General features: G+C 60.3%; 13 protein-coding genes and 1 pseudogene. 4 read left to right on the top strand and 10 right to left on the bottom strand.

The annotated features are described in order from the left end of the window. The first annotated feature begins 31 nt into the window (after nucleotides 1-31). Nucleotides 32-1,564 carry a hypothetical protein gene (locus VGD45_RS14670; RefSeq protein ID WP_331156070.1) on the top strand — a complete coding sequence of 511 codons (1,533 nt, stop codon included), beginning with the start codon at nucleotides 32-34 and terminating at the stop codon, nucleotides 1,562-1,564. Nucleotides 1,565-1,643: 79 nt separating this feature from the next. Here the strand turns inward: VGD45_RS14670 and VGD45_RS14665 are convergent, their stop codons facing one another. The 5 genes from VGD45_RS14665 to VGD45_RS14645 all read right to left on the bottom strand — a co-directional run bounded on the left by VGD45_RS14665 (nucleotide 1,644) and on the right by VGD45_RS14645 (nucleotide 8,219). Then, nucleotides 1,644-4,316, bottom strand: coding sequence for a TonB-dependent receptor domain-containing protein (locus VGD45_RS14665; RefSeq protein WP_331156069.1), 2,673 nt, complete (start codon nucleotides 4,314-4,316; stop codon nucleotides 1,644-1,646). A 92-nt stretch (nucleotides 4,317-4,408) separates the two neighbouring features. Next, nucleotides 4,409-5,980 (bottom strand): hypothetical protein, encoded by a 1,572-nt coding sequence (locus VGD45_RS14660; protein ID WP_331156068.1) that lies wholly within the window; start codon nucleotides 5,978-5,980, stop codon nucleotides 4,409-4,411. Nucleotides 5,981-6,160: 180 nt separating this feature from the next. Further along, the gene (locus tag VGD45_RS14655; RefSeq protein WP_331156067.1) at nucleotides 6,161-6,460 is read right to left on the bottom strand and encodes a hypothetical protein; all 300 of its coding nucleotides are present in this window, start codon (nucleotides 6,458-6,460) and stop codon (nucleotides 6,161-6,163) included. 80 nt (nucleotides 6,461-6,540) lie between these two features. After that, nucleotides 6,541-7,305 carry a helix-turn-helix transcriptional regulator gene (locus VGD45_RS14650; protein WP_331156066.1) on the bottom strand — a complete coding sequence of 255 codons (765 nt, stop codon included), beginning with the start codon at nucleotides 7,303-7,305 and terminating at the stop codon, nucleotides 6,541-6,543. Beyond that, entirely contained in the window at nucleotides 7,305-8,219 is a 915-nt protein-coding gene (locus tag VGD45_RS14645) for an adenylate/guanylate cyclase domain-containing protein (RefSeq protein WP_331156065.1), read from the bottom strand. The genes VGD45_RS14650 and VGD45_RS14645 overlap by 1 nt, the downstream gene beginning before the upstream one ends. A gap of 175 nt (nucleotides 8,220-8,394) precedes the next feature. Between VGD45_RS14645 and VGD45_RS14640 the strand changes: the two genes are divergently transcribed. Next, a complete protein-coding gene (locus VGD45_RS14640) occupies nucleotides 8,395-9,870 on the top strand; it encodes a M20/M25/M40 family metallo-hydrolase (RefSeq protein WP_331156064.1) in 1,476 nt (491 codons plus the stop codon). Between the two features lie 69 nt (nucleotides 9,871-9,939). Here the strand turns inward: VGD45_RS14640 and dusA are convergent, their stop codons facing one another. The 4 genes and pseudogenes from dusA to VGD45_RS14620 form a co-directional block, all read right to left on the bottom strand. Then, nucleotides 9,940-10,941: a tRNA dihydrouridine(20/20a) synthase DusA gene (gene dusA / locus VGD45_RS14635; RefSeq protein ID WP_331156063.1), complete on the bottom strand. Its 1,002-nt coding sequence runs from the start codon at nucleotides 10,939-10,941 to the stop codon at nucleotides 9,940-9,942. A gap of 18 nt (nucleotides 10,942-10,959) precedes the next feature. Beyond that, the gene (locus VGD45_RS14630; RefSeq protein ID WP_331156062.1) at nucleotides 10,960-11,379 is read right to left on the bottom strand and encodes a type II toxin-antitoxin system VapC family toxin; all 420 of its coding nucleotides are present in this window, start codon (nucleotides 11,377-11,379) and stop codon (nucleotides 10,960-10,962) included. Beyond that, entirely contained in the window at nucleotides 11,376-11,609 is a 234-nt protein-coding gene (locus VGD45_RS14625) for a hypothetical protein (RefSeq protein WP_331156061.1), read from the bottom strand. The genes VGD45_RS14630 and VGD45_RS14625 overlap by 4 nt, the downstream gene beginning before the upstream one ends. 1,282 nt (nucleotides 11,610-12,891) lie before the next feature. After that, a pseudogene (locus VGD45_RS14620) lies at nucleotides 12,892-13,931 on the bottom strand (IS110 family transposase). A 395-nt stretch (nucleotides 13,932-14,326) separates the two neighbouring features. Here VGD45_RS14620 and VGD45_RS14615 point away from each other — a divergent pair. Continuing rightward, nucleotides 14,327-15,787, top strand: a complete 1,461-nt coding sequence (locus tag VGD45_RS14615) for an ATP-dependent nuclease (RefSeq protein ID WP_331156060.1) — start codon at nucleotides 14,327-14,329, stop codon at nucleotides 15,785-15,787. A 286-nt stretch (nucleotides 15,788-16,073) separates the two neighbouring features. Next, nucleotides 16,074-16,880, top strand: coding sequence for a hypothetical protein (locus VGD45_RS14610; protein ID WP_331156059.1), 807 nt, complete (start codon nucleotides 16,074-16,076; stop codon nucleotides 16,878-16,880). Nucleotides 16,881-17,301: 421 nt separating this feature from the next. On the opposite strand, the gene VGD45_RS34490 is transcribed toward VGD45_RS14610, so the two are convergent. Next, nucleotides 17,302-17,547: a hypothetical protein gene (locus tag VGD45_RS34490; RefSeq protein ID WP_422664273.1), complete on the bottom strand. Its 246-nt coding sequence runs from the start codon at nucleotides 17,545-17,547 to the stop codon at nucleotides 17,302-17,304. Between the last annotated feature and the right edge of the window lie 491 nt (nucleotides 17,548-18,038).

The following is an 18,038-nucleotide window of genomic DNA, read 5'->3' as shown; positions in this document are numbered from 1 at the left end:
ATCAACATCGATGACGCCCGCGCATCTCGACTTGGACCCAAGTGTCCTGGAGCGCTACGCATTCCGCGATTTCGAGCGCCCTGCCATCGTGTGGACAGTGCCGAGGCAGCCGCCGACCGGCTCGATGCTCCAGCCTCAAACATCTGCCGAGTCCGCCGCCGGCGTGGCGCCAGTCAATGAATGGCTGCCTGAGGGACACGTCGAGCGTTATCTCACATGGATCGACGCTTCGACGGATTTCACGACAGCGTTTCACAAGGTGGCTGCCGTCGCGAGGCAAAAGCCCGGACTGACGATTCGCTTCACCTCGGGACGCGCATATGCCACCACCGCAATCGGCGGTGCGACGTTGTTCGATTTGCAGGGCGCCCGTGGCATCACCGTCATAGGCAACGGTGCGCGGATCTCTGCGGGGAACGTGAGCTCCGGCATTCTGGACGTGTTCGATCTGAACGGCGCGCAAGATATCCACATCACGGGGCTGCGCTACTCGCAAACGTATCAGAAGCTGGACCCGGCCAATGGTGCGCGGTTTTTCCACATCCGTAACGGTTCCTCGCGAATTCGCATCGAGGACTGCGAACAACTGGGCGGATACTCCGGAATCACGGCGATTGGCGACGTGAGCACCGGCGGCTCGCGCTCCGATCGGATCACGGCGATCAACAATCGTTTCGAGAATGTCTATTACCCTCAGAGTTTCCAGGCTTCGGGAGACTGGTATTTCGCCCGCGGCATCCAGACGATCAACTGCGGCCGCGGGTACTTTCCATGGAACGTGCACGACCACGATGTCGAAATGGTGTCCAGGCAGGGCGGGCCCTTCGACGACGTGCTGCTGAAGGTGTATGCAGATTCGAGATCTGCGTACAACCGCTTGGAAAACATCAGGCTCAAATATTGGTCGGACGGCAAACACCCGAACGGCGTCGACACCAGGAGCAGCGCGATCGTCACGTTCGATGCGAGCCAGAACACGCCCACATCGACGCCGGCACAGTTCGCCAACATCGACGTTCAGATCGTTTTCGACGCAACCCGGGCGCCGGTGGCGCGCAAGTTGCTGCAGTTCAAAAGGTTCACCTCAACGGGAGCCGTCGACCGGGCCGTTCGCGGCCACTCGTTCGCCAACATCTCCATTTCGGGTTTTGTGCGGGGATGGGACAACGCATCCAACGTTTGTCTCGATTTTTTTGGCACTGCCGACGGCTATGCATGGAACGGCGATTCCGCGCACGACATCAAAGTGAAGAACTTCATCGCCATCGGCGACGCCGACGACGTGGCTATCAGCATCAACGCTCAGCCGTTCACGGGCACGGGCGCTATCTCCTTCGAAAATGTGGTGACGGACATGCAATTCGCGTGGTCCAACTGGCCGAAGCGGAAGTCGCTCGATGCAATTCGGAAGATGGAGCGTGCAGCGACGCCAGTCTGGGCGATGGATAGGCCGCTGCGCTGGATACACGGCGAGTCCCCCACTCGAACCATGCCCCTGATGTTGCTCGTCGAGGACCTCGTCGAGCAAAGCCGCATCGGCGGAATCTCGACGATCACCAACTAAACCTTCTGCAAAACAAAAAAGCGGCGATGCCCGATCGAGCATCGCCGCCTGTTTGTGTGCCCCAGACGCTTCGTAGTCGTCAGAAGCTCATCGTCAGCGACGCGGAGAACGTCGTGCCTACGTCGTACTTGTTGTAGAACACGGTGTTGGGGCCACGCTGCTGGAACTCCTTGTAGTCGCGGCCGAAGATGTTGCGAATCTCCAGCTTGGCTTCCAGATCCGTGTTGAACAGGTTCAGCGCCTCGCGCGCCACGAAGTCCACCCGCATGCCGGGCGACTCGTAGATATCCGGCAGACCCGTCGCGCCGCGGCTCGTTACACGATCGCTCGCGTAGGAGAGCAGGATCGTCTGCTGCGACAGCCGGTTCGGGTTTTCCAGGCCGAACTGCAGATTGACCAGGTGGTCCGACTGGCCCGTGAGCTGACTCCCATCGCGGAAGATATTGCTCGCTGCCTGCTCCGCGGCGCCGAACACACGCACCATATCTCCATCCTCGACGTTGATCTTCGAGTCGGTGAAGGTGTAGTTGCCGATCACCACCGCGCGGCGTGAGCCGAGGAATTCGTTTGCGAACAAATCACCCAGCGGGAAGTACTTCTGCACTTCGAGCTCCACGCCGTACAGCTCCGCCTCGGGCGCATTGGCGAAGCTCGTCTCCGGAGTGTTGTCGGTGAAGCCGGTGAAGGCCTCGATCGGGTCGTCGATGGTCTTGTAGAACCCGGCGGCGGAGAAGCGCTGCTCCGGAGCGTAGTACCACTCGTAGCGCACTTCGCCATTGAAGAATTCGCTGTCGGTCAGCAGCGGGTTGCCTCGATAGTAGCGGCTGTACTCAGGATCGAAGTACAGCTGGAACATCAGCTCGCGGAACTGCGGGCGCGCGATCGTCTTCGATGCGTTGAAACGAAGCTGCATGTCGTCGTGGAACTTGTATGTGAGCGTTGCTCCCGGGAGCACATAGTCGTTCTCGATGTTCGTCCCAGCGATAGATCGCGTGACAGTGTCGAACACCTGCAGTGGACGAACCTCCTGCTCGCCCTTCTCATAGCGTGCGCCGGCGCTGAGTTCCAGCCCATCCATCAGTTCCGCCTGGAACTGCGCGTACGCTGCCTCTGTGCGCAAACTTGCGGTGAAGGCAGGATCCGTCTCGGTCGTCTCGATCAATCCGATGCCGTATTCCTCGATGACCGCTCGGCTCAGCAGGTAATCGGGCCGAAGCATCGCCACATAGTTCGGCAACGTCGAGGGAGCGACGATCTGAAACTCACGCCGCGTGGAATCGCGTTGTGTGTCCGTGATGTCGACGCCGCCTGACAGCACCAGGCGCGGCAGAACCTGCGCGGTCAGGTCCACGCCGGCCGACCACAGATCCTCATCCAGATCCGAGAAGGCGATGTCGGCGTAGCCGGTGTTACCGTTGTCCAGGCGGTTGATGAAATATTCTCCATACGGGCTCGTCGCCTGGTTCGTGCGCACGTAGCCGATGCCCAGTTCGTAAGGCGCTTCGCGCTTCGACGTCGAATAGGAGGCTCGCGTGCTGACTGTCAACGGCTCTAGATTGAACCCGCCGGTCAGCTGCGTGCTCATCAACTCACGCTCATACAAAGCAGTGCTCTGGTCGCTGAAGTCCGCTCCGGGCCGCGTGTTGTTTTGCCTGCCTTCGGCGAGACTGGTGCGCTTCAGCGTGTCGTGGATGTACACGTTGGTCCAGCGCAGACTATTGCCCTCGCCGAATTCGTAACCGACGCCCAGCAAGGCGTTGGCGACAGCGCGGTTCTCGGTTGCGACCTGACGGAAATCCCTGTCGATCACGGACAGGTCGGCGCTAGCCGGTGTCTGCTGGATGTTGTCGCGAGTGCGCCAGCCGTTATTGAATCCAGCAGTGGCGATGACGCCGAGCTCGGAATCTCCCAGCTGCCAGGTGTTGCCGCCAGTGAGGGTTCCGGAGAAGTTCGGCGCAACGTCCCCGACCTTCTGCACAAGACCGTTGCTGCGAGTGACGAGTTGGCTGGCGATCTCGCCCGTGTCCACTGCGCCGGTGCTGATGCGCTGACCACTGGCGAAGAAAGCCGCGAGCGCGGGCGGCGTGTCACGATTGCCGTAGCCCGTCCAGTCATATTTGTTGCCATAGTAATCGTAGCCGAGCTGGCCGGTGGTCTCGGTGTCGCCGCTGACGCCGAGATTCACATCGAAGAACGGCTGTCTGGGAATCGCCAGCGTCGTCAGGTTGATCACGCCGCCGCCGAACTCGCCAGGGAAGTTGGGCGAATAGGTTTTTTGCACCAACGAGGAAGCCACCACGTCGGTAGGGAACAAATCGAGAGGCACCGCGCGGCGCATGGGCTCCGGGCTAGGCAGCGGCGAGCCGTTGAGCAACGCGAGAGAATAGCGATCGCCCAGACCGCGAACGTAAACAAATCCACTGCCCACGACGCTCAAACCCGTCACACGTCCGAGCGCGCCCGCGATATTGCCTTCGCCCGTTCTGGCGATGTCTTCGCTCGACAGCACGGTGATGACCTGCGTCGTTTCGCGCTGCACTTCGCGTTCACGGCGGCCCACAACCGTCACGGTGGGAATGCCGCCGGGCATGGCGACATCGACCGATTCTTGAGTGGAAGACGGCGGAGTCGCTGCAGAGTCGGTCGCTTCTGCCGGCTGCGAAGCGTCAACTTCGACCGGCGCCTGAGCAAAGGCCTGAGTGGAGAACGCGGTTGCGGCCAGCAACATGCCCCACGTGCGCGGTTTGGCCATATATGTACCTAACTATTTTCAATGTATCGAAAACTTGAATGCGGCGGATCGCGACTCGTCATCGCAACCCGCCGCACGCCGATGGCTGCTACTTACTCGACGAGCGACGGCAGCGTGGTGCACGCCGTGCTGGTATCGCCGAAGCTCGCGGTCGCCGAGTTGCAGGTCCAACCCGCATACCACGTGTCATTGGCGTCCCTGACCGCGCCGACATAGGTGGTGGTATCGAACAAGGCATCCTCGGACTTCGGATCCGTCGCCGTCATCGCCGCCTCGTTCGCGCCGTTGACGAACACGCCGGTCAACGTCGAGGACAGGGTGGTGTTGTTGTTGGTGCCCGGCGAGGTGAACAGAGCCGCCGCTTGCGCAGCCGGCACGCCGGAACCGTCAACCGTAACAGCGGTGCCACAGGTCAAGCCGACGGAGTGGAATTCCGGCGGGCCGAGCTTGTCGATGGTCGGATCGGTGGCGAGGATGTTCGCGCCATTCAAGCGCAAACACGCCATCGGGGTCGTCATCACGCCGTTCACCAGCGTTGCATCTGCGCCGCCACGCAGCAGCCAGGCAGCCGTGTTCGCGGTCGCCGGATTGCGATGGACAAACGTGAAGTTCGCGATCTTCGCGTGAGTGCGCGGCACCTGAGTCTCGTTCGAATTCGTCGAGTCGAGCTCGATGATCGAGTCCGGGCTGCCAGAGGCCTTCTGAACCGCGATCACATATTGGATCGTGCCCTTGTAGCCGAAATCCAGGTCGATGCTGTCGTCATCGGCGCCGGTGATCACGAGGTGACGCATGCTCGGCGTGCCGCCGAAATTTTCGAAGCCGTCGTCCGAGCTGTTGTGCATCTGGATGTGATCGATCTGCGTGGCGCTGCCCACGCCTTCGAGCGTCAGCGACTGCAACTCGGTGTTGGCCGCGAGTGCATAGCCGGAATAGCGGATCTGCACGTAGCTCATGCGGCCGCTGTTGTCGTTCGCGGTCACGCCGCCGTACAGCGCCGGCTGTGCGGCACCCTCTGTCTGGCGGTCACAGCTGACGGAGCCTGGCAGGCCCGTTCTGCAATCCGTGATCGGGGCACGGCCCATCAGCACGACGCCGCCCCACTGGCCTTGTGAGTCATCGGTCGCGAGGCCCAGGACGTTGTCACGGCTCGTGAATACAATCGGCTGCGTCGCCGTACCCACTGCCTGAATCTTGTTACCGCGGTTCACACCGAGCCACGCGGTGCCGGCTTTCGCGAAGATCACGACACCCGGTTGAATGGTCAGGGTGACGGACGCCTCGCCGGTCGTGAACGTGGGACCGAGATCGGTGCCGACGTCCACACGATCAGGCAGGGCGTAAAGCAGGCCGGGGATGCGAGGCAGGGTCGTGCTCGCGTTGATCACCGGCGGCAAATCGCAAACGCGATATTCGCCCGTCGGTCCCTCGATGGTCCCGGCGTCGTTCAACGGAGTCGAAGCAGCAATCGTGGGGCAGCCAGCGGCCGGGGTCACCAGCACCGGATCTGGATCGGGATCCGGACCCGGATCGGGGTTCTGTGCCGGCGGCGGATTATTAATCGTAATATTGCCGCCCGCGCCGGCCGAGGAAATCTCGTCCGCGCCGCAGCCGGCGAGCGCCATCGCCACCGCGCTCGCAATGATCCACTGATAAGTTCTCATCAAGTCGCTCCCAGAAAGACGACACCGCTGAAGGAATTGGCGCGCAGTCTGGGCAGCGAATGTTTCAGTTACACTACAGTCACATTGCGATTTGGCTTTCTTACAGCGCTGTTACAGGTTTGACATATGTACACAGCACGCAGCCGAAGGGCTTCCCTGCCCGCCTTTCTTGCTGGCCGGTTACGGCTTGACGCCCGCCCAGGCGCGAACCTCGACGCTTGCGTCGTAACGAATGGCTGGATGGCTGCGAGCGATCTGCGTTGCCTGTTCGAAGTCCCGAGCTTCCAGAAACAGTAACGCCGTGACCGGCGCGTCCGCCCCACTCCACTGGCTGGCGGGCTCCAAGATGCGCGGATCGAGTTTGTGACCGGCAGTGTTGAGGGGAGCCGCCCAAATTCGGGTTTGCTCCGAACGTTGTTTCAGGTCGGCTTCGGTGAACTCTCTGGGCGCTTGTCGAAAAATAATGACGAATTGTTTCATGAGTCGAGTGTGCCTACGCGTCGTTGAACGGCGTCACTGTAGCGGCGACACTCACTCGGCTACTTGTAAAAATTCGGCGTTCAGCGACTGAAGTACGATCCGGGCGCCACACCGGTGAAACGTTTGAAGTCGTTGATGAAGTGCGACAGGTCGGTATAACCCGAAGCGTGCGCGACCGTCGTCAGATCCATGCCGCTGTCGACGAGCCGCGAAACGTGCTGGAGACGCACGAGCGAGCTGAACTTCCGGGGTGAAGTTCCTACGACCGCACGAAAGCGCCGCTCCAATGCGCTTTGGCTCAGACCGATCTTCCGCGCGAGATCGCCGATGCGCAGCGTGGCGTGTGTGCTCTCGATCATATCGACCGCTGCCGCGACGAGTGCATCCGGCCTTGCATTACCGACGCGTCCGATGAGGAACTCTTCGACGAGGTTCACGCGCTGTGTGGCACTGTCAGCTTCCTGCATCTGTTCGTGCAACCTTCGCACACCGGCGCGCCCGCTCAGCGCATCGTGAAGGTCGACCGTCGCGTTGGAAAATTCGTGCAGCGGCTGAGGCAGAAATGCCGCCGCGCCGACGGCGGTGAATGAAACGATGAGGACCGCGTGCTCGGCACTATGTTTATGTGTGCGCAACGCCTCCGTTAGTCCGGCGATGGACGCTGGAGGCGCGGGTGCGTCGTGATTCAGGAGACATTGGCCACGCAACTGAAACGCTGCCACCAACCCGGTCTCGGGAAGATGCGTGTCGTCCTGTGCAGCGGTCGCCTCCACCACTAGGAACCGCTTCACGAAAGGCTGCAGCAGTTTGGAAGGCGCTCGCACGAGCACCTGCGCCGGGCGCATTACTCTTCGCAGACGTAGCGAACGGTCAACGACGAATTGTTCTCCGGGACGCGACCGAATCCGATCAGCCCCTCGCCTTTCAACTGCATGGTGTCGCGACGGACGAACGCTTCCTCGCCTTCACGCGTGGTGACGAACGTGCCGTTGGTGCTCTGGTCCACGAGTTGAAATTTGTTACGGACCAGCTCGATCTTCGCGTGCAGACGTGAGATCAGATTGCCCTTGACCACGATGTCGTTTTCTTCGGCGCGGCCGATGGCGATATTGGCGCGGCTCTCGTCGACAACGATCTCTTGCCCTTGGAAGCGCAGACGCAAGCGACGCGCGCGTTGCTTGTCGCGATTCGCGGCCGAAGCTCCGAGGGCGATGGCGGGCAACATGCTGGTGGCGTCTTCCTTCTGCCACAACACTTCGAACAGCTCGTCCTCGCTGGTCTTGCCCTTGAGCGTGGCCACGTCGATCTGACGTACGGCGGACTGCCACTCGGGCGCGAGCCGCTCGACCATGGCGCTGGTGATCATGATCTGCCCGGCCTTGGCCTGGCTGGTCATGCGGTTCGCGGTGTGGACCGCCGCGCCGAAGATATCGCGATTCTCGAGCACCACCGGTCCGAAGTGACCGCCGATGCGAATGGCGATGGGCTGGCCCTCGACCTTCAGCTCGGCATGGCTACGGATGTCGTGCTGCATGCGGCTGCCGGCGTTGATGGCGTCGTTCGCGGTGGGAAACGTGGCCATGATCTCGTCGCCGATGGTCTTGATGACCGTGCCATGGTTCTGCTCGGTGGCGGCCCGCATGATCTCCACGCAGGTCAGGACCATGTCCCGGGCGCGCAGGTCACCCATGACTTCGTAAATTCGCGTGCTGCCGACCACGTCGGCAAACAGGATGGCTAGTTCGATGTCCTTTCCCATGACCTCTTGGCGCTCATCGTCGTCTCCCCGCCTCGTCGCCGCCTCATTGGTATCCTTGCTGTCCGCTTGAGGGTCCGGCCTGCCCCCGAATTCCCGGGGGCGGGCCGCAGTATATACGACAACGCTACATAACCCCGCTGGATACCTTAACCGCTGGGTGCAACAAGGAGTTCGGATGCTCGAAATGGTTCCCCCGACCGCCCCTTCCCGGCGGCGCGACGCCGTCTTTTGCGTCATTTTTTTGGCGGTTTTGACGATCCTGGCGGTCCAGACTCGCCCCGCCTCGGCCCAGTCCGGACCGGTCGCCGACTGGACCGACGCGGACCTCGCCGCGGCCGGGGCCCTGCGCGACCGCGCCCTCAAAGGGACCTCCGCTTATGACCACGTGAGCTCGCTCGTGACCGAGGTCGGTCCGCGACTGGCCGGGTCCGCCGGCGACGAAGCTGCCGTGCGTTGGGCCATGAACCGGCTCGGCAAACTGGGCTTTACGGGCGTACGCACCCAGGACGTGCTGGTGCCGCGCTGGATTCGTGGCAGCACGGAGGTCACCCTGCTCGGCCCCGCGGCTCAGCCCCTCGTTGCGGCCTCATTGGGTGGGAGTATCGGCACGCCCGAAGAAGGCATCGAGGCGCAGGTGGTCGAGTTCGCCTCACTGGATGCATTGGCCGCCGCGCAGGCCGGCGACGTGAAGAACAAGATCGTCTTCATCAACGAGCGCATGGAGCGCACGCGGGATGGGTCGGGCTACGGCAAGATTGTAAAGAATCGTGTGCAAGGCGCGAGCGTCGCCGCGAACCTTGGCGCCGTCGCGGTGGTGATCCGCTCCGTCGGTACGTCGGATGAGCGCTTCGCTCACACCGGCCGGATGCAATACGAAATGAATGCCCCGCGCATCCCCGCTTTCTCGCTGTCCAACCCCGACGCCGAGACGCTCTCGCGTCAGCTCAAAGCAAACAAGCAGGTTCGACTGCGGCTGAAATCCACCGCGCGCGAAATGCCGCCCGCGTGGTCCGCGAATGTGATCGGGGAAATCCCTGGCACCGATCGCGCCAACGAGATCGTGCTGTTGGGCGCGCATCTTGATTCGTGGGACCTGGGCCAGGGAGCGCTGGACGACGGCGCTGGCGTGGCCATCGTCGTCGAGGCCGCTCGCCTGATTTCGCGATTGGACCGCAAGCCCTCACGCACGATTCGCGTGGTGCTGTTCGCTAACGAGGAATTCGGCCTGTCCGGCGCGAAGGAATATGCGCGACTGATCGGCGACGAGCACAACAAGCACGTGCTGGCGATGGAAGCCGACACGGGCATCGGCCCCGTGATCCGCCTGGACACCCAGGTGGGCCCGGAGTCGCTCGGCGCCATCGAGAAAATGCGCAAGACCATGGAGCCGCTCGTCATCGAAGGCGGCATCAACACCGCCTCCGGCGGCGCCGACCTCGGCCCCCTCCGCTCCCTCGGCGTCCCCGTCCTGGACCCCGTCCTCGACGCCACGCTTTATTTCGACTTCCACCACACGATGAACGACACCCTCGCCAAGGTCGACGCGAAGGTGCTCGATCAAAGCGTGGCTGCTTATGCGGTCGCCGCCTATTTGGCAGCGACCAAGCAAGGCAACTTCGGCCGGCTCGCGCCGGTGCCGTTCAACCGTTGATATGGATCAGCCGGAAGACCCGCTCATGGGTCTTCCGGCGGAATCTGCAATGGATGTGCGCTGCCTGCGTCAGGCCGCCTGCACGATGCGCAAAGCGTCCGTTAGCAAGGTGGCTCCCGCATCGGGCCGGCCGGCGCCTTCGGAGATGAAGCGACGCCAGGAACGCACTCTGGGCATGCCGGCGTACAGTCCCTGCACATGCTTGACCATGCTGCGCAATCGATGGCCCTCGGCCAGTCTTGTACGAACGTAGTCCGCGTACTGCTCGATCACCTGCTCACGCGCCGGCAGGCTCCAGTTCGGATCGAACACCACCTGCTGAAGCTGCGCCAGCAGGTAAGGATTCTGATAAGCCTCGCGACCGATCATCACGCCGTCGAATGTTTGTAAATGCGTCTGCACTTCTTCGACCGTGCGAATGCCGCCGTTGAGCACGAACGTGAGATTCGGAAACTCAGCACGCAACGCGGCCACTACGTTGTACTTCAGCGGCGGAATCTCGCGGTTCTCTTTCGGGCTCAATCCTTTCAGGATGGCCTTGCGTGCATGCACGACGAACACGTCACATCCAGCCGCCGCCACCGTCGCAATGAACTCGCGCAGAAACTCGAACTCATCAGCAGCCTGCGGCATCGGCTCGATCCCGATGCGACACTTCACCGTCACTGGCACACTCACCACCGCACGCATGGCACTTACACATTCCGCCACCAGCGCCGGCTCGCCCATCAAACAAGCGCCAAACCGCCCACTCTGCACCCGATCGCTCGGGCAGCCGCAGTTCAGGTTCACCTCGTCATAGCCCGCCTGCTCCCCCATGCGAGCGGCGATCGCCAGTTCCTTCGGATCGCTGCCGCCGAGTTGCAGGGCTACCGGGTGCTCGGCGCTGTCATACGTAAGGAGTCTGGCTCCGTCGCCACGGACTAAGGCGGCCGAGGTCAGCATCTCTGTATATAAGAGAGTGTCGGGGCTCAGCAGGCGCAGGAAATACCGACAGTGTCTGTCGGTGTAATCCATCATAGGCGCCGTCGATATCTTCCTTGAAATGGCCAGCGTTTCTCTATCGACCATCTTGATCGCCTTCAGTCATCAATCCCAGTCCTTCACGTGCATGATCCGGCCTTTGCCCTGGGCCGCACGCATGTAGCGCTCATCTGCCGTCACCAGCACCGTGTCTGCATTCTCCAGGGCAACGGCATGATAGAACGTATCGAACAAGTGTTGCTTGAGCTCAATAGCAAGCTCCGTTCCACGCCTTACGATCAATGGATCGTCTGTCGTGGGGAGTTCGAGCGCGGCGAGCAATGTCACATCGTCTGCCGCAGTCTCCGGACTCACTCGCGCCAAAACCGCTCCGACTTCCAGGATCCAGTGTGTCGGCTGAATTGATGACAGCTCGCCACTGGTAACCTGTTCCATAAGACGAGTCGCCTTTTCGGTGTCCGCCTCGCGCTCAGGATCCTGCAGCAACCACTTGATCACGACGCTCGCGTCGACGACAGCGATCACGGACGTCCCATGGCGCGCGCTGCCCTCGCTTGTTCACCGGACAATGAAGGCCGCTGCGAGCGGCGCTGCGTCAGTTTGCGAAAGATATCTTCCCGCTGCTTGCGCCGACTCGCGTCCGCCACCGCTTTGCGCATCAGATCAGCGATGATTGCACTCTTGTTCTGATCTCCGAACGCCCGGTCGAACGCGACCTTGACGTCGTCGGGAACGCTGAAGTTAACGGTCGCCATGGGGTCAGCTCTCGATTGTTGAAGATTTCAACAAACGGATAATAGGGGCATTCGGCGTAGCGTCAAGCCGGCAGCTGCCGACGATGCACTAACAAAGCCTAATCACCTGATTTTATTGATTATTCCTAGGCCCTCCCACAGCGCGATACTGGCCGGGGGCCCTCGAGGTCGCCTTGCCGACTGATGTAATTGAATGGGCGCTGACTCTGCGGCATGTACTGCCCCACTCCCGCTCGATACTTTGACCATCACCTCGGGTGTACGTTTGACCGTGCGGCGAATCTGCTCGACCTGAGCACGCGATAGCCGCCGGCCTACTCCGCCCCGGCCGTAGCTGGCGGTGTCCAATCACGGCTCGTCGCGCTCAAGGCGAATCGCTGGTGCCATCTCCCGTCCTCCATGAGCGGGCATTCGCCTTCATAAGATCCTTCGTGTGCTCAGGCAGCGCCTCACACGCCTTCAATATCGCGTGCAGATCACTACGGCTGGGGCAGGCCCATCCCCTGATGCGCCAGCCTCGTCAGCTAGTTGAGGTTGCGTCCAATCGCACTCAACTCGGCGACCGACTGCTTGAGTGCCATCAACTCGTCTTTCGGCAGCGGAGATAGGTTTCGCAGATGGGCTCGCACAAGAACAGATATATATATGTCGCTACCGCCATCTGCCGAGATGCCGCCCGCTCACGCAGCAACAGCTTGTCGGCGGGTTGCAGCCGAACCGATGTACGCGCCCCTCTTAGCCGCCGCCCTGACGACTTCACAACTTCGGCATCACCCGCGCCAGCACCACGCATAGCCAAAGCGACTAGCCGTTTCAGCAACGCCGACTCCGACATCTGCTGGTGTTCCGCGAAGCTGCGGAACCGTTCCTTCGTCTCCGCGAGACGCATGCGGCGATGAGATGCTGCCCATGGGCCACATTCTTAAAGCAAGGCGGCCGGGGCATATCCTGCGTATATGGGTTTTTTCGGCGAATCTACCCCTTGACAGACTATTTGTTTCTCTTCGTCCGTTCTTCGATCGTCACTTTCTCGTCGTGGCGGTGCACATCACTGCTCATCAAGGCTGCCGAATCGGTTGCAGTCGTATATCCGGCCTGTTGTTCGAGAACGACATTTTGTCTCTCCTGGCCATTATGAAATCCGCGCGCAGTGAGCCATTCGTTTCGAGGGCTTCCATCGTTTAGGAGCCGTGCAGGATATCGGCTTGCCACTGCGCCGGTTCCGACCGGCTTGCCATGAACAGTTAAACTTTACGCACGACCAGGAACGGTCTTGTGATCATCAGGCTGCTACCAAGCGCGGCGGCCGAGACTCGAAGTCTCGTTGGTACCGCCAGGTGGCCCATAGAATGCGGGCCAGTTTGTTCGCGACGGCCACCGCCGCCTTCTTGACACCACACTTGTCTCGGACGCGTAGGCCCCATGCTCGCAATGGATCCAGCGGCCGCCCGGCACGAACCGCTGCTGCACCGGAATACAGAACGGCACGCGCGCCATGCACGAGCAGCATCCGGAGATATCTGTCGCCACGTTTACTGATTGGCGAATGTTGCCGGAGGAATATTCTCGCGGCGTCAGCCCCAGCCAAGAGGCGAAATGTCGGGCGCTACGGAAGGCGGCGATATCGCCGACGGCGCCGGTGAAGGCCGTTGAGACAATCAATCCGACGCCCGGGATCGTCTGTAGCCGCTGGCAGGTCGTCGAGTGCTTGGCGATCTCGGCCAGCTGAGCCTCAACTTCCAGCAGCCGCTCCTCGAGCTCGTCGATCTCACCCAGCACTCTCTGCAGCGTGAATCTCAGGTACTCCGGGATCCCAACATCATCCTCCGCCAGACGACGACGCAGTTCCGCCACGCCACGGCTGTGCAGCGGCGCGATGACCCCGAGCTCTTTGCACAAGCCGCGCAGCGTGTTGATCCTGGCCGTGCAGGTGGCTCGCCAGCACGATCGAAGTCGATGCAGCCCCTGCAAGCCTTGCTGCTCGACCGACTTCATCCGGACGGGAACGATATCGCTAGCCCGAGCCGCCTCAAGCAGTGCCGTGGCGTCGGCACTATCGGTTTTGTTCCGTCTCACATAGGCCCGAACGTAATGCGGCGGCAGCAGTGACACGCGCATGCCCTGTGCTTCGAAACGCCTTCCCCAGTAATGCGCCGAGCCGCACGCCTCCATGACGACGTGAACGCATTCCCGGTTCTCAAAGTAGCGCTCAAACTAGGCACGATTGAGCCGTCGACGCTCGACTATCTTGCCCGCGCCGTCTGCTGCGGCGAGTTCAAACACCGTCTTGGCAAGATCAACGGCAATGGTCGCGATGGGCATGGCCTCTCCTCTTGTTCAAGTTCTTGTCGAATGACAGGAGCCGATACCGGATGCACCCCCTTACGGCGGCGGCATCCCCAAAAACCCATCTCATCGTTTCGCTCTTTTTTCGGCGATTTCACCACTCGCTGACGGCTAGCGGAGGTGAGAGAATATGCGCGCCCCACCACCTTCATTCATGCGTCCCACGCAGCGCAGGGGGGCCAGAGTTCTTCTTCCTTCGCGGAGGTCGGAGCCCTAATATTAGGTCAAACTAACAACGATGACTCTGCGGGACGCCCTAGCGATATCGTTCTATGCAAATGTCGGGGGATCGCCACAACGGATTAACTGGACTTGTCGCCCCCATCTGCAACAATGCATAGGTCCATACAATCAAAACAGCTGGATGGCATATGGATGTCACAGAGATAAATAGAATCCGCGATCAATACCAGGGCGGCCTTTGGCCTCAGTTTTTGGAACGCGTAGAGATTAGCGGCTTGCGGGGCTGGGGCGGCGAATCAGTCGTCTTCAAGTTTCCAGTCGTCGCCGTCGTAGGCGAGAACGGCGCCGGCAAGAGCACTGTGCTTAAGGTAGCGGCGACGGCATATGATCCCAAGCACACTGCATACTTTCCGTCCGACTTCTTTCTCGACACCCATTGGGACAAACTGCAAGGTATCGAACTCGGTTATCAAATAAGACTGGGCGATGAGAATCAAACGTTCAAGATCAGAAAACCGACCGAACGGTGGAGCTTCCCTGACAAACGCTACAAAAGGTCCGTATATTGGTTTGACGTGGCGCGAACCCTTCCACTAGACGCGACTGCCGGATACGCCAAGGTAGCCCGGCTAGCGGCTGGCGAGATTTCGACAGAAGACGTATCAGTCGAATATCGGACGAAGCTTTCCTACATCTTGGGCCGTGAATACAGCAACGCGCGCTTTGTTAAGCCAGATGTGAACGCCAACAGGCCGGTGGGATTGCTGCAGAGGGAATTCGGCGAGATTTCGCAATTTCATCAAGGCGCCGGAGAAGATACGACTCTGGATTTAATCCGAGCCATTCAGCACGTTCCATCACATGCCCTGGTGGTCATAGATGAAGTTGAAGCGTCACTTCATCCGCGAGCGCAGCGACGCCTTATTCGTTTCCTTCTAGAGTTCAGCAGGCTCAGGCGAGTACAGATCATCCTCTCTACGCACAGTCCGTACATCCTTGAAGAACTACCACCTGAAGCGCGCATCTTGATCGTGCCAACAACAACCGGACCGACCATCGTGTATGGAGCGAGCCCAGAATTCGCTCTCACCAAACTTGACGACCATGTGCATCCGGAAGCATATGTTTACGTTGAGGACCGAACAGCAGAAGTGTTTACGAGAGAAATAATAGCGAGACACCCCCAGGGCGGCGAGATTCTGTCGAGAATAAGGATATCGTCCGTAGGACCTGCCAATGTTGTGAAGATGCTGGCACAACTCGCGGCCCAGAATAAACTCGCGCACCCCGGATTGGGCGTGCTTGACGGCGATCAGCAACTAGCACCCGGCTGCACTGCTCTACCAGGAACGGCCGCGCCGGAGGTGGTCGTTTTTCAGGGCTTGCGAGCCATAAACTGGGGAAATTTGCATGAGAGATTCGGCATCGGCGCAGGCGACCTGCATACTTATCTGGAAGACACCGTCCTAACGCCCGACCATCATCGCTGGCCCTCTTTGGTCGGAGACAGGATTATTAAAAGCGCTTCCAGTGTGTGGGAAACCATGGTCACCGAGTGGTGCAAGCTATGCCTAACTCCGGCACAACGCGATCCCTTGGTCGCAGAAATTGCCGCAAGATTACCGGGCGGCATCCAACTGCACCCCTGACATCCACGAAAGGTGGGGGATCCGACGCTGCTGGCCCGGTAGCGTCGCGCCCGAATGGCAATGTATTCAGAGGCGCCAAAAATCGTGATTCTTGTCGCGGCGCTAGACCTCCATGGAACATCGGCCCGGACGGCAGACCGGCCATGGAACTCGCTCAGCGCTGCCGCCCTGAAGGATTCAGGCAACCCGCGGTACCCAACGAATGCATTGAAGGTAACCGCTGAGGTACCGACAACTGAGCGCCGGACCGCTACGCTGCGACGTGTCTCAACCCTAGCCACACATCATGAGTTCACATCCATCGACCAATCCGCAAACGATCTGTGAAGACATCCTCACCTCGGAGAAGCGCTACAACATCGAGCACAACATCCTGCCCAGCGAGAACATCGTCATAGACCGATTTCTCGCCCGCGGCTCGGAGTTAAAAGACGCCTACGAGGAGTTGTATCGGAAGCTTCACTGGCATCCGCCCGCCCTGCAGGTGTTTCTTCAACTAATCCTTAGCACCGCTGCGTTCTGGAACCCGAACAGAATTTCGGAGGCGCGAGCCGCACGCGACAAGCTGGAAGGCGTCAATCAGGAGATCGCCAGGAAGGCCGCTGAGTTGACGAGCCTGCTTGAGCAACGCTCTGACCTGCATAACACTTCGGGATTCGCTGGCAACACGCACTATCATGTTTGCGAAGTTCTCGAAAAGGCAGCCGAGAATAACCACCGATTTGAACTGTATGTCAGGAAGCCACTTCGAGATCTTCGCTTCCAATTCGACCTGAAATATTGGCCGTCTCTCAGCGACTTCATGCGGGTCCTAGCTAGGGATGCTGACTGCGCCCGCCTGGAAGCCACGGACTCGTTGACAGCAGCCGCCACGAAAGCAATGCGCCCATCACTCGCGGACTACTTCAAGGCACTGTTTACCGCTATCGACGAGAATAGCGCCGAGAACTACGGTCAACTACCGAAAGGCTTAAAGCTCACGGACAACACACTCGCCTCGTTGGCGAATTGTGCATTGGGTCTGGATCCCGACGATTTAGTCGATGGCCCGTATGTAAAGCGCTTGCGCCAACGTGAGCGCAGCCAAACATAGCAACCTTGACTTCCGTGAGCCCATCGCCTGCGTTCATTACCAGACCCGACATACCGATTAACACGCTATAAGCACGACACTAAACGAATGTGCCGCACCAATCGAGTCACCAATTTGACCCGCGGCCACGCCTCTCCGCAGTCGGCGAGCCAGTTTCGCCGGTGTTTCTGCGGCCACGGTTAAAGCCACGTCTTCTCCGCTCGTAAGGCGCGGACAGAAGCGCGGTCTGGCCATTATACTTGCGGTCAATCGTATGTCAGAATTTGACTGCCCGCGTCAATTCAAGAGGAGTCTGCGGCGCACAGAAATTCGAATCACGGCGACCCCATGAGCGCGGTGTGGCCCGGCGCATAGGAGTAGCGGAAGCCGCTACTCCTGCGAAATGAAGAATTGTTCGTGTTGCCAGAGATACTCGGCACCTTCACATTGATCCGTACAGCGGCACCCACCGAGGTCGCGCTTTCTCGTGGGGTTCGGCATCGAGAGGAACGTGATTGTTCCAGGCTAGCGCTTGCGCTCGCAAAAATGCGCAGACGATGTAGGTACTGTCATCAGCGTTAAAGCAGAGCTTCACTCGGCGCGGCTTGCCGTTCTCCATTATCTCCACTGTGAGTTCCATCTCCCGATAGCCGGCAGCGTTCCCAATCGTGATTACCTTAGCTTGCATGTGAGATCCCTCTCGTTCGGCTGGCCCGAAGTTGATCGATATTCATAGCTAGTCCTCCGACTCGCTCAGCACTCACCGCGAGCGCTGTCTGCCGGCTGACCACGCATCGAGCGCAGCCGTGTCAAGGGCGGCCGTCTTCGGCCGTTCACTTGCCCTTGACACGCCGAGCACGGTGCTACGCTCATCAGCAGACAGAGAACGCCCCTCCTCTTCAGGAGCATGGGCATCTACGCCCTCCGTCGATCAAAGAGGCGGCACACACCTGGCAGAATGTGAAATCAGGTATGGGAAAGCGCGCGGGAAGTCGAGGGGAGGTTTCGCCGAAAATTCGGCGAAACCTCGGAACGTCGGTAAGCGGGTGACCTGGGCCGCATTGACGCGCGCGGACAACACGGCACAGAACAAAATTGCTATCGCCGTTGATGCCTAGACGGTCATCTCGTTAATGACGCGATTTTCCACGACAGCTTGCACAACGGCGGCGTCCAGCC

The sequence above is a fragment of the Steroidobacter sp. genome (assembly GCF_036402275.1).
Lineage (GTDB): Bacteria > Pseudomonadota > Gammaproteobacteria > Steroidobacterales > Steroidobacteraceae > Steroidobacter.
The sequence above is the reverse complement of the archived record's forward strand: the minus strand, read 5'-3'. Positions and strand labels throughout refer to the sequence as shown.